Consider the following 14,396-nt stretch of genomic DNA (forward strand, 5'->3'; position numbering starts at 1 on the left):
GCGAGCAAGCTCGCTCCCACAGGTTATCTGTCTTATTCCTGAATTACGTCAGCCCCTTTAGGGATATCGAACTTGAACTTGGAAGCCGGGATCGGCACGTTGGCCTTTACCCCGGTGAACAGGATATTGGTGCGTTGGCCGACGCTGTCGATCAGTTGCATATCATTGACCAGACCATTGCGGAACGACAGGCGCAGGCTGTCGAACAGGGTGTCCTTGGTTTTCGGCTTGAGGGTGAAATCGATCACGCCGCCGGCTTCCTTGGAGCTGATGTCGAAGCTCTGGCTGATCTTGGACACGTCACCGGACAACAGCAAGGCCGGGGTCTGGGTCAGGCGCTGGTCGAGGTTCTTGATGGTGGCCTGTTCCAGGTCCGGGTCCCACAGGGTGACTTTCTTGCCATCGGAGATCATGGTCTGTTCGGCCGGCGCATCGGTGTGCCAGTAGAACAGACCCGGACGCTGCAGCGACATCTCACCGGCGGTTTCCTGCAACTGGGTGCCGGTGCCATCAAGGGTCAGTTGCGAGAAGCGTGCAGTCAGGGTCTGGGATTTTTCCAGCAGTTGGGTCAGGCGTGCCACGTCCTTGTCATCGGCGTGAGCCTGGAGCGTGGTCAAGGCCAGTACCGGCAGCAACAGCATGCGGATCAGACGCATGGGAGTCCTCATAACATTCGTGGGAGTGCGGGTGGGGCCAAAGGCACCACCCTTTTCATACTCGGGTCAGTCGCGCACCGGGCCCGGGGCCAGGACTTCACGCGAACCGTTGGTGTTCATGGACGTCACGACCCCGGCCATTTCCATGGCTTCGATCATGCGCGCGGCGCGGTTGTAGCCGATCTTCAGCTTGCGCTGAACCGCGGAAATGGAGGCGCGACGGCTTTCCAGCACGAACTGCACCGCTTCGTCGTACAGCGCGTCGGCCTCGGGATCGTCTCCGTCGCCGCCACCGCTGCTGCCTTCGAAGCCGCTGCCCGCCTCTTCGACGCCATTGAGAATGTCGTCGTTGTACTCCGGCGCGCCCCGCAGTTTCCAGGCTTCCACCACGCGGTGAACCTCATCGTCGGACACGAAAGCACCGTGAACACGAATCGGCAGGCTGGTGCCCGGCGGCATGTAGAGCATGTCACCGTGGCCCAGCAGTTGTTCGGCGCCGCCCTGGTCGATGATGGTCCGCGAGTCGATCTTGCTCGATACCTGGAACGCCATGCGGGTCGGGATGTTGGCCTTGATCAGGCCGGTGATCACATCCACCGACGGACGCTGGGTCGCAAGGATCAAGTGGATACCGGCCGCACGAGCCTTTTGCGCGATACGGGCAATCAGCTCTTCAACCTTCTTGCCGACGATCATCATCATGTCGGCGAATTCGTCGACTACTACTACGATGGTTGGCAGCTTTTGCAGCAGCGGCGCTTCGTCGTGGATGCTTTCGCGCTTGTACAGCGGATCGCTCAACGGCTCGCCGGCGTCCTGGGCTTCCTTGACCTTGGCGTTGAAGCCCGACAGGTTTCGCACACCCATCTTGGCCATCAACTTGTAGCGTCGCTCCATCTCGGCAACGCTCCAGCGCAGGGCGTTGGCGGCGTCCTTCATGTCGGTGACCACCGGGCACAGCAGGTGCGGAATGCCTTCGTAGATCGACAGTTCGAGCATTTTCGGGTCGATCATGATCAGCTTGGCGTCTTCCGGGCCGGACTTGAACAGGATCGACAGGATCATCGCGTTCACACCCACCGACTTACCGGAACCGGTGGTACCGGCCACCAGCAAATGCGGCATTTTCGCAAGGTCGGTGATGACCGGCTTGCCGCCGATGTCGTGGCCCAGGGCCAGGGTGACCGGCGACTTGAAGTTGTCGTACTCGGGGGTCGACAACACCTCGGAGAAACGCACGATCTGCCGGTCTTCGTTGGGAATCTCGATACCGACCGTGGTCTTGCCCGGAATCACTTCCACCACGCGCACGCTGGTCACGGCCAGTGAGCGAGCGAGGTCTTTGGCCAGGTTGGAAATACGGCTGACCTTGACCCCGGCCGCCGGCTGGATCTCGTAACGGGTGATCACAGGGCCTGGGTGAATCGAATCCACCGTGACTTCGACGCCGAATTCCTTGAGCTTGATTTCCAGCAAGTGGCCAACCGCAGCCAGGGATTCAGGCGAGTAATTGAGCTGTTTCTTTTCCGCTGGATCGAGAATCGAGATCGGTGGCAAGGTTCCTTCCACGGCGCTGTCGACGAACAGCGGCGCCTGTTTCTCTTTCTCCACGCGCTTGCTCGGTGCGACGGGCTTTGGCGGCGCGGGCGCAATCACCGGCGGCACCTGCTTCTCGCGCTCGGACATATGCTTGCTCAGGGCTTGCTCACGCTCGATCAGACGTTCCTTGACCTTGGCCTGCTCGCGCTTGTCGGTGACGCTCGGCGCGACCACTTCATCCATACGGTCGTCGACTTCTCGCAACTGGGCAACCAGCTGTTTGCGCTCGGTACGGGCCGCCCACCAGCGATTGGCCGCGCCCTGGAACAGTTCGAACAGATCGAGGGTGATCTTGCCGGTGATGTCCATCACCTTGAACCACGACAGGTCGGTAAACACGGTCAGGCCGAACAGGAACAAGGCAATGAACAACAGCGTGCTGCCCTGGATATTCAGGGCGTTCCTGGCCAGTTCACCGAGGCTTTCCCCCAGCGCACCGCCCGCACCGGCCGGCAGACCGGTCGCGGCATGGAAATGGATATGGGCCAGGGCGGCGCCCGACAGCACCAGGAACACCAGGCCGATCAGGCGCCAGGAGAACAGCCAGCCGCTCCACTGCCACGGCTCGTGACGCTGGCGGAAGATCTGGTACGCCTTGACGGCCAGCAGCAACGGGAAGATGTAGGCGAAGTAACCCAGCACCATGAACAGGATATCGGCGCTGTAGGAGCCCGCTGGCCCGCCGAAGTTCTGCACGTCGTCGATCTTGCTGTTATGACTCCAGCCCGGATCATCCTTGCCATAGGTCAACAAGGCCATCATCAGGAACAGGCACAAGGCACCGATGGCGATCAGCGCACCTTCCTTGAGTCGGTAGTGCAAGTGCTGGCGCCAGAGCGGTACGACGGCTGGTTTAGGTGCTGCGGTGGATTTCTTCAAAACGCTTCTTTTCCTGCGCCATGGGCGCGTCCATCTGTTGAATGACTATAAAAACTGCCGAAAAACTGCCCAATCCAGGCAGGTAAAAAAGTTAACACGCGTTACCGGGACTACTTTTAACACTGCGCCCCGGTTTTTATAAACATGGCGCGCACTGAATATATGTAACACGCAGGGCATTGTACGGGTTTGTACGCACGACGCCATGCTTGAGACCCTTGGGTGTAGCATAGTCAACAGCACATGACATGCTGTTCAATTTGAGCATGCATTCTCTTTTGTGACAAAGGCTTATGAGGTGTTTTTATGAGCGAAGCGAAGCATTCACGCCTGATTATCCTGGGCTCTGGCCCCGCCGGTTACAGCGCGGCCGTTTATGCCGCCCGCGCCAACCTCAAGCCCGTTGTCATTACCGGCATACAGGCAGGTGGCCAGCTCACCACCACCGTCGAAGTCGATAACTGGCCAGGCGACGTTGAAGGCCTGACCGGACCAGTGCTGATGGATCGCATGCAAAAACATGCCGAACGCTTTGCCACCGAGATCGTTTACGACCACATCCACACTGCCAAGTTGCAACAACGGCCGTTCGAACTGATCGGCGATGGCGGCACCTACACCTGCGACGCACTGATCATTGCCACCGGCGCCAGCGCGCAATACCTGGGCCTGCCGTCGGAAGAAGCGTTTGCCGGCAAAGGGGTGTCAGCGTGTGCGACCTGTGACGGATTTTTCTATCGCAATCAGGTGGTTGCGGTGGTCGGCGGCGGTAATACGGCGGTCGAGGAAGCCTTGTACCTGTCTAACATCGCCAAGGAAGTGCACCTGGTGCATCGGCGCGACAAGCTGCGCTCGGAGAAGATCCTCCAGGACAAACTCTTCGAAAAAGCCGCCAATGGCAATATCCGCCTGCACTGGAACCAGAACCTGGACGAAGTGCTCGGCGATGCCCGTGGCGTGACCGGCGCCCGCCTGCGGGACAGCCAAACGGGTGAAACCAAAGAGCTGCCGCTGGCCGGGGTGTTTATTGCCATCGGCCACAAACCCAACACCGACCTGTTCACGGGCCAACTGGAAATGCGCGACGGGTATCTGCGGGTCAAGGGTGGCAGCGAAGGCGATGCCACCGCTACGGCGATTGCAGGTGTGTTTGCCGCCGGTGACGTGGCCGACCACGTTTATCGCCAGGCCGTTACGTCTGCCGGGGCCGGTTGCATGGCGGCACTGGACGCCGAAAAATACCTCGACGACATTCCAACCGTTTGAAGGCAAACTTTATGGCGGGCCAAAACCCGCCACTGCCTTCCCCTTCTGTAAGTCCGGATGCCATGCTGACCTGGTTACAACGCAACACCTTGCATTTCCCACCGCTGGAAAAGGCCATGCGCGACCCCAACGGGTTGCTGGCTGCCGGTGGCGATCTGTCCGCCGATCGGCTGATCTCGGCTTATCGCCACGGCTGCTTCCCATGGTTTTCCGAAGGCCAGCCGATCCTCTGGTGGTCACCGGACCCGCGCACGGTTCTGTTTCCAGACGAATTGCACGTCTCGCGCAGCCTGAACAAACTGCTGCGCCAACAACGCTACCAAGTGACCTTTGACGAGGATTTTGCGGCCGTCATCCGTGCCTGTGCCGCCCCCCGGGATTACGCAGATGGCACCTGGATCACCGAGGCCATGCAGGACGCCTACATCGAGCTGCACAGGCGCGGACACGCGCACTCGGTGGAAGTGTGGGACGGGGATGAACTGGTCGGCGGATTGTATGGCCTGGCAATGGGCCAGTTGTTTTTCGGCGAGTCCATGTTCAGCCTCGCTGACAACGCCTCGAAATTCGGTTTTGCCACACTGGTTCGGCATCTGAAAGACTCAGACTTCGTACTGATCGACTGCCAAATGCCCACCGACCACCTGCATAGCCTGGGCGCCCGGGCGATTGCGCGCCGCGAGTTTGCCGATTATCTGGTCAGGCACCTTGACCAACCCAACCATGCCACCTGGGTTTGCTGAGCGACTTTTGCGCAGGTGGCTTACACTTATTCAAAAGCATTATCCCGAGGGTTGATCATGACCGAGTTGGCGCGTTTGAAGTTCTATGCCACTCAGCCGCACTCTTGCAGTTATCTGCCCGATGAGCAGGCCACAACCCTGTTCCTCGACCCTAGTCAGCCCATGGATGTGCATGTCTACGCAGACCTGTCGGAGATGGGGTTTCGTCGCAGTGGCGATCATCTCTATCGGCCGCATTGCCAGAATTGCAATGCGTGCGTTCCGGCGCGCATTCCCGTGGGGCAGTTCACGCCCAACCGGCAACAGAAACGCATCTTCAAGCGCAACGTGGATTTGCAGGTGCGTCCCGCCAGGCCCGGCTTCAACGAAGAGTACTTCGACCTTTACCAGCGCTATATCGAACAGCGTCACGCCGATGGCGATATGTACCCGCCGAGTCGCGACCAGTTTTCGACATTCCTGGTGCGGGACCTGCCGTTTTCAAGATTTTACGAGTTCCGCCTGAACGGCCAGCTGCTGGCCGTCGCCGTCACCGATTTACTGCCGAACGGTCTTTCGGCGGTCTACACCTTCTACGAACCGGCCGAAGAGCGCCGCAGCCTTGGGCGCTATGCAATCCTCTGGCAAATCGCCGAGGCCCGGCGGCTGGGGCTGGATGCGGTCTACCTCGGCTACTGGATCAAAAACTGCAAAAAAATGAACTACAAGACTCAATATCGCCCTATTGAGTTGCTGATTAATCAGCGCTGGGTCGTTCTAAACTAGAGCCGGCCCTAAACCCCTTGGCTTAAACCCCACTTTTCGGGCACAATGCACGCCGCTTTTGCCTGGCGCAGTTGCACCGGGCCATTCATTGGACACCGAGGGCTTTACTGCATGTCGAAAGAAGACAGCTTCGAAATGGAAGGCACTGTCGTCGACACCCTGCCCAACACCATGTTTCGTGTGGAGTTGGAAAATGGGCACGTCGTAACCGCGCACATCTCCGGCAAGATGCGCAAGAACTACATCCGTATTCTTACCGGCGACAAAGTGCGCGTAGAGCTGACTCCCTATGACTTGAGCAAAGGGCGCATCACTTACCGCGCCCGCTAATCAAGTCAATACAAGACGCCCGGCTCATGCCGGGCGTTTTTGTTTGTCTGCGATTTAGCGACCACAACACAAAACCCTGTGGGAGCGAGCTTGCTCCGGGCGGCGCTCCGACGATGAGGGTGGCACATTCAACAAATGCGCAAGCTGACACGCCGCCATCGCGAGCAAGCTCGCTCCCACAGGGGCTCGGTGAATTTCTTCAAGACAACAAAAAGGCGCCTCACGGCGCCTTTTTGTTTTGCTTCTGAACGTCAGGCCATCTCGGCCGTGGTCTCGAACTCGAAGGTCAGCTCCCCGTCCTTGATGTCGATGTGCACTACACCGCCATGCTCGGCCAGTTCGCCAAAGAGAATCTCCTCCGCCAGCGGACGCTTGATCTTGTCCTGGATCAGGCGAGCCATTGGGCGAGCACCCATTGCCGCATCGTAGCCACCTTCGGCCAGCCAGTTGCGGGCTGCATCGGTGACTTCCAGCAACACACGCTTGTCTTCCAGCTGCGCCTGAAGCTCGGTAAGGAACTTGTCAACCACACTCTTGATGACCTCATGGCTGAGGCGACCAAACTGGATGATGGTGTCCAGACGGTTGCGGAATTCCGGCGTGAAGCTCTTCTTGATCACTTCCATCGCATCGGACGAGTGATCCTGATAGGTGAAACCGATCGAAGCGCGGGCTGCGGTCTCGGCACCGGCGTTGGTCGTCATGATGACGATCACGTTACGGAAATCCGCCTTGCGCCCGTTGTTATCGGTCAGCGTACCGTGGTCCATCACCTGCAACAGCAGGTTGAAGACTTCCGGATGCGCCTTCTCGATCTCATCGAGCAACAGCACGCAGTGTGGCTGCTTGGTGATGGCTTCGGTGAGCAGACCGCCCTGATCGAATCCGACATAACCCGGAGGCGCACCGATCAGACGCGATACGGTGTGGCGCTCCATGTACTCGGACATGTCGAAACGAATCAACTCGACCCCCAAAGCCTTGGCCAATTGACGCGCCGCTTCGGTTTTACCGACACCGGTAGGCCCGGCGAACAGGAACGAACCGACAGGCTTGTCAGGGGACTTGAGGCCAGCACGGGACAGCTTGATCGCGGTTGCCAGCGAGTCGATCGCGGCATCCTGACCGAATACGGTCAATTTCAGGTCACGCTCGAGGTTACGCAGCAGCTCCTTGTCGGAACTGGTGACGTGCTTTGGCGGAATCCGCGCGATTTTCGCGACGATGTCCTCGACTTGTGGCACTTCGATGCGCTTCACACGCTTCTCGACCGGTTGCAGGCGCTGGTAGGCACCCGCCTCGTCGATGACGTCGATGGCCTTGTCCGGCATATGACGGTCATTGATGTAACGCGAAGCCAGTTCGGCAGCCGCGCGCAGGGCTTCATCACTGTATTCGATATTGTGATGGCTTTCGAAACGCCCCTTCAGGCCGCGCAGAATGCCAATGGTGTCTTCCACCGAAGGCTCCGACACATCGACCTTCTGGAAGCGCCGAGCCAAAGCACGGTCCTTCTCGAAGATCCCACGAAACTCCTGGAACGTTGTGGACCCGATGCAACGGATATCACCCGAGGACAGCAGCGGCTTGAGCAGGTTCGAGGCATCCATGACGCCACCGGACGCGGCACCCGCACCAATGATGGTGTGGATCTCGTCGATGAACAGGATCGCCTGCGGACGTTTTTTCAGCTCATTGAGCAACGCCTTGAAGCGCTTCTCGAAATCGCCACGGTACTTGGTACCGGCCAGCAAGGCCCCCAGGTCGAGGGAGTAAACCACGCTGTTGGCCAGCAGGTCCGGCACCTGGTTGTCGACAATGCGCTTGGCCAGGCCTTCGGCAATCGCGGTTTTACCCACGCCCGCCTCGCCCACCAGCAGCGGATTGTTTTTGCGACGACGCGCCAGGATCTGCGCGACGCGCTCGACTTCCAGCTCACGACCTACCAACGGATCAATGCGCCCCTGGCGCGCGAGTTCGTTGAGGTTGCTGGCATAAGCATCCAGGGGATTGCCTGAGGAAGAAGACTCACCGCCCTCGTCGTCCTGCATATCTTGCTCACCTTCAGAGTGATCGCCATGCCCCGGCACCTTGGAAATGCCATGGGCGATGTAGTTGACGACATCTATACGGGCGACGCTCTGCTGTTTCAGCAGGAACACCGCCTGACTCTCTTGCTCACTGAAGATCGCGACCAGCACGTTGGCACCAGTCACTTCGCGTTTGCCCGAGCTCTGTACGTGAAACACAGCACGTTGCAGTACACGCTGGAAGCCCAGGGTTGGCTGGGTTTCGCGATCCTCATCATGCACGGGAATCAATGGCGTGGTGGAGTCGATGAACTCCTGCAGGTCATGCTTGAGTTTGTCGAGGTTCGCGCCGCACGCACGCAAAACGGTGGCGGCAGCCTCATTGTCCAATAGGGCCAGCAAGAGGTGTTCGACGGTCATGAATTCATGACGCTTCGAACGTGCCTCCTTGAAGGCAAGATTGAGGGTGACTTCGAGCTCGCGGTTTAACATAGCTTCACCTCATACCCAAGTGGTCGGCGATTAACCGTCCTTCTCGATTTCACAGAGTAGCGGATGCTGGCTTTCCCTGGCGTACTGGTTGACCTGCATGGCCTTGGTCTCGGCGATGTCACGGGTAAACACTCCACATACTGCCCGCCCTTCTGTGTGGACGGCCAGCATGACCTTGGTCGCCAGCTCGCGATTCAGGTTAAAAAACACCTCGAGCACTTCGACGACGAAATCCATCGGTGTGTAGTCATCGTTGAACAAAACCACCTTGTACATCGGCGGCGCCTGTAGTGCAGGCTTTGCCTCCTGAACAGCAATGCCTGCGGAATCGTCGTCGTGTAAATCAGGGCGATCCTGATTGAATGTTAGTCGAATCTGGCTGATTGCATGCATGGAAAGAAAGGTTCGTCAGTTGTTCAAATACAGTGGTGGGGGCGGCTATCAGCGTTTTCAACTCCGACTGCCGGGTCAGCTTGACTATCGGCAAAACGGTGTTACAACCAATAGAGCCCACAGTGGGTAAAAAAGGTCCGCGGAGTCAATCTTATTTACAGATTCGACTGCGGATGTACTGGATGATACTCCAGTGATGGAGTCTGTTGCAGAGGGAGTTGGGTATGGCTGTCGGCAAGGTGAAGTGGTTCAACAATGCCAAGGGTTACGGATTCATCAACGAGGAAGGCAAGACAGAAGATCTGTTTGCCCATTACTCAGCCATTAAAATGGATGGTTATAAAACCCTGAAAGCCGGGCAAGCTGTCGTATTCGATATCATCCAGGGCCCCAAAGGCCTGCACGCGGTCAACATCGGCAACCCGGTAGATACCTCGAAAGCCACGACACCCACAACTGAAGAAACCGTTGAGGTTTAACGCCGCAGCGTCAACCAGTCATAAAAAAACCGCCTGACTCAAATACTTGAATCAGGCGGTTTTTGTGTGCCTGCGTTTTCTTACATGTGCGAGATCAGCGCATCGCCGAAGCCGGAAGACGACACCAGCTTGGCGCCCTCCATCAGACGTTCGAAGTCATAGGTCACGGTCTTGGCGGAAATCGCGCCGTTGGTGCCCTTGATGATCAGGTCGGCCGCTTCGGTCCAGCCCATGTGGCGCAGCATCATTTCAGCGGACAAGATCAGCGAACCCGGGTTGACCTGGTCCTTGCCGGCGTACTTCGGTGCAGTACCGTGGGTGGCTTCGAACATGGCCACGGTGTCGGACAGGTTGGCACCTGGTGCGATACCGATACCGCCCACTTCCGCCGCCAGCGCGTCGGAGAGGTAGTCGCCGTTCAGGTTCAGGGTTGCGATCACATCGTACTCGGCCGGGCGCAGCAGGATCTGCTGGAGCATGGCGTCGGCGATGGCATCCTTGACGACAACGTTCTTGCCGGTTTTCGGGTTCTTGAACTGCATCCACGGACCGCCGTCGAGCAGGGTCGCGCCGAACTCTTCAGCCGCCACTTCGTAGGCCCATTCCTTGAAGGCACCTTCGGTGAACTTCATGATGTTGCCTTTGTGCACAATGGTCAGCGAATCGCGATCGTTGTCGACCACATATTGCAGGGCCTTGCGTGCCAGACGCTTGGTGCCTTGCAGGGACACCGGCTTGACGCCGATACCGCAGTTTTCGTCGAAACGGATCTTGGTAACGCCCATTTCTTCTTTCAGAAACTTGATGACCTTGGTGGCTTCCGGCGTACCGGCCTTCCACTCGATGCCCGCGTAGATGTCTTCGGAGTTCTCGCGGAAGATGGTCATGTCGACATCGCCTGGCTTCTTGACCGGGCTAGGCACGCCTTCGAACCAGCGCACCGGGCGCAGGCAGACGTACAGGTCGAGTTGCTGACGCAGGGCCACGTTCAGGGAGCGGATGCCGCCACCGACCGGGGTGGTCAGCGGGCCCTTGATGGAAACCACGTAATCCTTGACCGCGTCCAGGGTTTCCTGAGGCAGCCAGGTGTCCTGATCGTAAACCTGAGTCGCTTTCTCCCCGGCGTACACTTCCATCCAGGAAATCTTGCGCTCGCCACCGTAAGCCTTCTTAACAGCAGCATCGACAACCTTGATCATGACCGGGCTGATGTCGACACCAATGCCGTCGCCTTCGATGAAGGGGATGATCGGGTTATTAGGAACATTGAGAGAATGGTCTGCATTGACGGTGATTTTGTCGCCGACGGCTGGAACCTGAATCTTCTTGTAACCCATGCTGAACTCCATTGATTGGATTGAACATCTGGCTTGGTTCGAGCGTAACCCAGTTGAATCGGCGCGCAAACCCTATGTTCCATCCATCTGGCGCAAAGCCTTGCAACTCGTGCGCTACAAGCCTGAAAGCAAAGGGAAAAGCGCCAAAACCAAGCACGACGAATGACTCTACGCCCGACTTGCCCCTGCGACCTTTAGACCAATGGACGACATTCGTTGCGTATGAACCATCGGCAGATTGCCAGCTACCTATGTATAATGCCGCCGCTGACCACAGGGTCACGACGGAGGAAGTGCTCTACGACGAGACTTTCCGCCCGGCAGGCCGGCCTGTTATCGCAGTCCGGCTATTTGACGCCCTACTGATGCACCCAACATCACAGCAACGAAACCTCGATATTCGGCTCATGGATGACTTTGAAACGAACGCGCTTACCCGGCGCCCTCGAGTTTCTGCGCACGCTTTAGCAAAGAAGAGAGAGTTAATCCGAATATGCCCACCCGCTCGAAGATCATCTATACCTTCACCGACGAAGCTCCTGCCCTCGCCACCTATTCACTGTTGCCTATCGTAGAGGCGTTCACCGCCTCGGCTGATATCGCCGTTGAAACCCGCGATATCTCTCTTGCAGGGCGCATCCTGGCCAGCTTCCCCGAGCAACTGGGTGACAAAGCCGTAGCCGACCACCTCGCCGAACTGGGCGCCCTGGCCGTTACGCCTGAAGCCAACATCATCAAATTGCCGAACATCAGCGCCTCGGTTCCGCAACTGCAAGCCGCGATCAAAGAGCTGCAAGCTCAAGGCTTCGCACTGCCGGACTACCCTGAGACCGTTACCAGCGACGCCGACAAAGAAGCCAAGGCGCGCTACGACAAGATCAAGGGCAGCGCCGTGAACCCGGTTCTGCGTGAAGGTAACTCCGACCGCCGCGCGCCGCTGTCGGTCAAGAACTACGCACGCAAGCACCCGCACAAAATGGGCGCCTGGGCCAAGGACTCCAAGTCCCACATCGCGCACATGAGCACCGGCGATTTCTACGGCAGCGAAAAAGCTGCCCTGATCGACGCCGCTGACGCCGTGAAGATCGAACTGATCGCTCAAGACGGCACCGCCACCGTCCTGAAAGAAAAGACCAGCGTACAAGCCGGTGAGATCCTCGATTGCGCTGTATTGAGCAAAAACGCCCTGCGCAGCTTCATCGCGGCCGAAATCGAAGACGCCAAGGCACAAGGCGTGCTGCTGTCGGTTCACCTGAAAGCCACCATGATGAAGGTCTCCGACCCGATCATGTTCGGCCAGATCGTTGCCGAGTTCTATAAAGACGCACTGGCCAAGCACGCTGACGTGCTGGCACAGATCGGCTTCAACCTGAACAACGGCATCGGCGACCTGTACGCTCGAATCAAGGCATTGCCTGCCGAGCAGCAAGCGGCCATCGAAGCTGACATCCAGGCGGTCTACGCCGTTCGCCCTTCCCTGGCGATGGTCAACTCCGACAAAGGCATCACCAACCTGCACGTGCCGAGCGACGTCATCGTCGACGCCTCGATGCCGGCGATGATCCGTGACTCCGGCAAGATGTGGGGCACCGACGGCCAGCTGCACGACACCAAGGCCGTGATCCCGGATCGCTGCTACGCCACCATCTACCAGGCTGTGATCGAAGATTGCAAAGCCAACGGTGCGTTCGATCCGACCACCATGGGCAGCGTGCCGAACGTTGGCCTGATGGCGAAGAAAGCCGAAGAGTACGGCTCCCACGACAAGACCTTCCAGATCAAGGCTGACGGCGTGGTTCGCGTGACCGACAGCAAAGGCACCCTGCTGATGGAACAGGCTGTCGAGGCCGGCGACATCTTCCGCATGTGCCAGACCAAAGACGCGCCGATCCAGGACTGGGTCAAACTGGCCGTCAACCGTGCTCGCGCAAGCGCGACCCCGGCGATCTTCTGGCTGGACCCGATGCGCGCCCACGACGGCGTAGTGATCGAGAAAGTTCAGGCTTACCTGAAGGATCACGACACTGCCGGTCTGGACATCCAGATCATGGCACCGGTCGACGCCATGAAGTACACCCTGCAGCGCACCCGCGACGGCAAGGACACCATCTCGGTGACCGGCAACGTATTGCGCGACTACCTGACCGACCTGTTCCCGATCATGGAACTGGGCACCAGCGCCAAGATGCTGTCGATCGTGCCGCTGATGAACGGCGGTGGCCTGTTCGAAACCGGCGCCGGCGGTTCGGCTCCGAAGCACGTTCAGCAGTTGCTGGAAGAAAACTTCCTGCGCTGGGATTCGCTGGGTGAATTCCTGGCCCTGGCCGCGTCCCTGGAACACCTGGGCGTGACCTACAACAACCCCAAGGCGCTGGTTCTGGCCAAGACCCTGGACCAGGCCACCGGCCAGTTCCTGGACAACAACAAGTCGCCATCGCGCAAAGTCGGCAACATCGACAACCGCGGCAGCCACTTCTACCTGGCGCTGTACTGGGCTCAAGCCCTGGCTGCCCAGACCGAAGACGCTGCACTGCAAGCGCAGTTCGCGACCCTGGCCAAGACCCTGACCGAGAACGAGGCGACCATCGTTGCCGAACTCAACGCCGTTCAAGGCAAGCCAGTGGACATCGGCGGTTACTACCACGCCGACGCCGAGCTGATCAGCAAGGCCATGCGCCCAAGCGCAACCTTCAACGCGGCAGTTGCTGCGCTGGTTTAAGGTTGTAAGGGAACATCACAAACCCCGGCCCTGTGCCGGGGTTTGTGTTTTTGGCCTTAATGAACAACACAAAAACCTGTGGGAGCTGGCTTGCCTGCGATGACGGCTTATCATTCACCATTGATATTGACTGACCCACCGCTATCGCAGGCAAGCCAGCTCCCACAGGATCGGGTTTCAACATTCAAATTGAGGAAGCTTCATGGACTGGAAACCCCACATCACCGTCGCCACCATCGTCGAAGACAACGGTCGCTTCCTGATGGTCGAAGAACTCAAGCACGGGCGCATAGTGCTCAATCAACCCGCCGGTCATCTGGACCCGAACGAAACCCTGACCGAAGCCGCCGTCCGTGAAACCCTCGAGGAAACCGGTTGGGACGTCGAACCCACCGGCGTACTGGGCATTTACCTGTACACCGCACCGAGCAACGGCGTGACGTACCAGCGGGTCTGCTTCATCGCCAAACCGCTGAAACACCACGCGGAATATCAACTGGACGATGGCATCGTCGGCGCCAAGTGGTTGACCCGCGACGAATTAATCGAGCAGCGCGACAACTGGCGCAGCGAGTTGATTATCCGCTGCATCGACGACTATCTGGCAGGCCAACACTTCGGCCTCGAATTGATCCGTCCTTCTCTTTAGCCATGCAGGCCCGAGCCTGATAGAATCGCGTCCTTTTTCAAGACACTCATTGAATCCCT

13 protein-coding genes are annotated in these 14,396 nt (G+C 58.5%); 8 read left to right on the top strand and 5 right to left on the bottom strand.

The genetic code is table 11. The features are described 5' to 3' along the window. Nucleotides 1–32: 32 nt before the first annotated feature. Nucleotides 33–656 carry an outer membrane lipoprotein periplasmic chaperone LolA gene (lolA, locus tag AC3IT9_RS19100; RefSeq protein WP_489270728.1) on the bottom strand — a complete coding sequence of 208 codons (624 nt, stop codon included), beginning with the start codon at nucleotides 654–656 and terminating at the stop codon, nucleotides 33–35. A 66-nt stretch (nucleotides 657–722) separates the two neighbouring features. Then, a complete protein-coding gene (locus AC3IT9_RS19105) occupies nucleotides 723–3,134 on the bottom strand; it encodes a DNA translocase FtsK (protein ID WP_150755579.1) in 2,412 nt (803 codons plus the stop codon). A gap of 306 nt (nucleotides 3,135–3,440) precedes the next feature. On the opposite strand from AC3IT9_RS19105, the gene trxB reads away from it, so the two are divergent. The 4 genes from trxB to infA all read left to right on the top strand — a co-directional run bounded on the left by trxB (nucleotide 3,441) and on the right by infA (nucleotide 6,238). Further along, the gene (trxB, locus tag AC3IT9_RS19110) at nucleotides 3,441–4,400 is read left to right on the top strand and encodes a thioredoxin-disulfide reductase (RefSeq protein WP_489270729.1); all 960 of its coding nucleotides are present in this window, start codon (nucleotides 3,441–3,443) and stop codon (nucleotides 4,398–4,400) included. A gap of 62 nt (nucleotides 4,401–4,462) precedes the next feature. Further along, complete coding sequence (aat, locus tag AC3IT9_RS19115) at nucleotides 4,463–5,143, top strand: leucyl/phenylalanyl-tRNA--protein transferase (RefSeq protein WP_489270730.1); 681 nt, start codon at nucleotides 4,463–4,465, stop codon at nucleotides 5,141–5,143. A 57-nt stretch (nucleotides 5,144–5,200) separates the two neighbouring features. Continuing rightward, nucleotides 5,201–5,908, top strand: coding sequence for an arginyltransferase (locus AC3IT9_RS19120; protein ID WP_046037862.1), 708 nt, complete (start codon nucleotides 5,201–5,203; stop codon nucleotides 5,906–5,908). A 111-nt stretch (nucleotides 5,909–6,019) separates the two neighbouring features. Then, the gene (infA, locus tag AC3IT9_RS19125) at nucleotides 6,020–6,238 is read left to right on the top strand and encodes a translation initiation factor IF-1 (RefSeq protein ID WP_002553999.1); all 219 of its coding nucleotides are present in this window, start codon (nucleotides 6,020–6,022) and stop codon (nucleotides 6,236–6,238) included. Between the two features lie 251 nt (nucleotides 6,239–6,489). On the opposite strand, the gene clpA is transcribed toward infA, so the two are convergent. Together clpA and clpS are read right to left on the bottom strand one after the other, a co-directional pair. After that, nucleotides 6,490–8,760 (bottom strand): ATP-dependent Clp protease ATP-binding subunit ClpA, encoded by a 2,271-nt coding sequence (gene clpA, locus AC3IT9_RS19130; protein ID WP_056723817.1) that lies wholly within the window; start codon nucleotides 8,758–8,760, stop codon nucleotides 6,490–6,492. A gap of 30 nt (nucleotides 8,761–8,790) precedes the next feature. Further along, a complete protein-coding gene (clpS, locus tag AC3IT9_RS19135) occupies nucleotides 8,791–9,153 on the bottom strand; it encodes an ATP-dependent Clp protease adapter ClpS (protein WP_015094394.1) in 363 nt (120 codons plus the stop codon). A gap of 224 nt (nucleotides 9,154–9,377) precedes the next feature. On the opposite strand from clpS, the gene cspD reads away from it, so the two are divergent. Next, nucleotides 9,378–9,632 (top strand): cold shock domain-containing protein CspD, encoded by a 255-nt coding sequence (cspD, locus tag AC3IT9_RS19140; protein WP_095943725.1) that lies wholly within the window; start codon nucleotides 9,378–9,380, stop codon nucleotides 9,630–9,632. Between the two features lie 80 nt (nucleotides 9,633–9,712). Here the strand turns inward: cspD and icd are convergent, their stop codons facing one another. Next, the gene (gene icd, locus AC3IT9_RS19145; protein WP_057399856.1) at nucleotides 9,713–10,969 is read right to left on the bottom strand and encodes an NADP-dependent isocitrate dehydrogenase; all 1,257 of its coding nucleotides are present in this window, start codon (nucleotides 10,967–10,969) and stop codon (nucleotides 9,713–9,715) included. Between icd and AC3IT9_RS19150 the strand changes: the two genes are divergently transcribed. The 3 genes from AC3IT9_RS19150 to AC3IT9_RS19160 all read left to right on the top strand — a co-directional run bounded on the left by AC3IT9_RS19150 (nucleotide 10,968) and on the right by AC3IT9_RS19160 (nucleotide 14,337). Continuing rightward, nucleotides 10,968–11,135, top strand: coding sequence for a hypothetical protein (locus tag AC3IT9_RS19150; RefSeq protein ID WP_191628038.1), 168 nt, complete (start codon nucleotides 10,968–10,970; stop codon nucleotides 11,133–11,135). The genes icd and AC3IT9_RS19150 overlap by 2 nt on opposite strands. Nucleotides 11,136–11,462: 327 nt before the next feature. Continuing rightward, complete coding sequence (locus AC3IT9_RS19155) at nucleotides 11,463–13,688, top strand: NADP-dependent isocitrate dehydrogenase (protein WP_489270731.1); 2,226 nt, start codon at nucleotides 11,463–11,465, stop codon at nucleotides 13,686–13,688. A gap of 202 nt (nucleotides 13,689–13,890) precedes the next feature. After that, nucleotides 13,891–14,337, top strand: a complete 447-nt coding sequence (locus AC3IT9_RS19160; RefSeq protein WP_150755574.1) for an NUDIX hydrolase — start codon at nucleotides 13,891–13,893, stop codon at nucleotides 14,335–14,337. The last annotated feature ends 59 nt before the right edge of the window (nucleotides 14,338–14,396 follow it).

The sequence above is a fragment of the Pseudomonas sp. KH_046_1 genome, assembly GCF_057839025.1.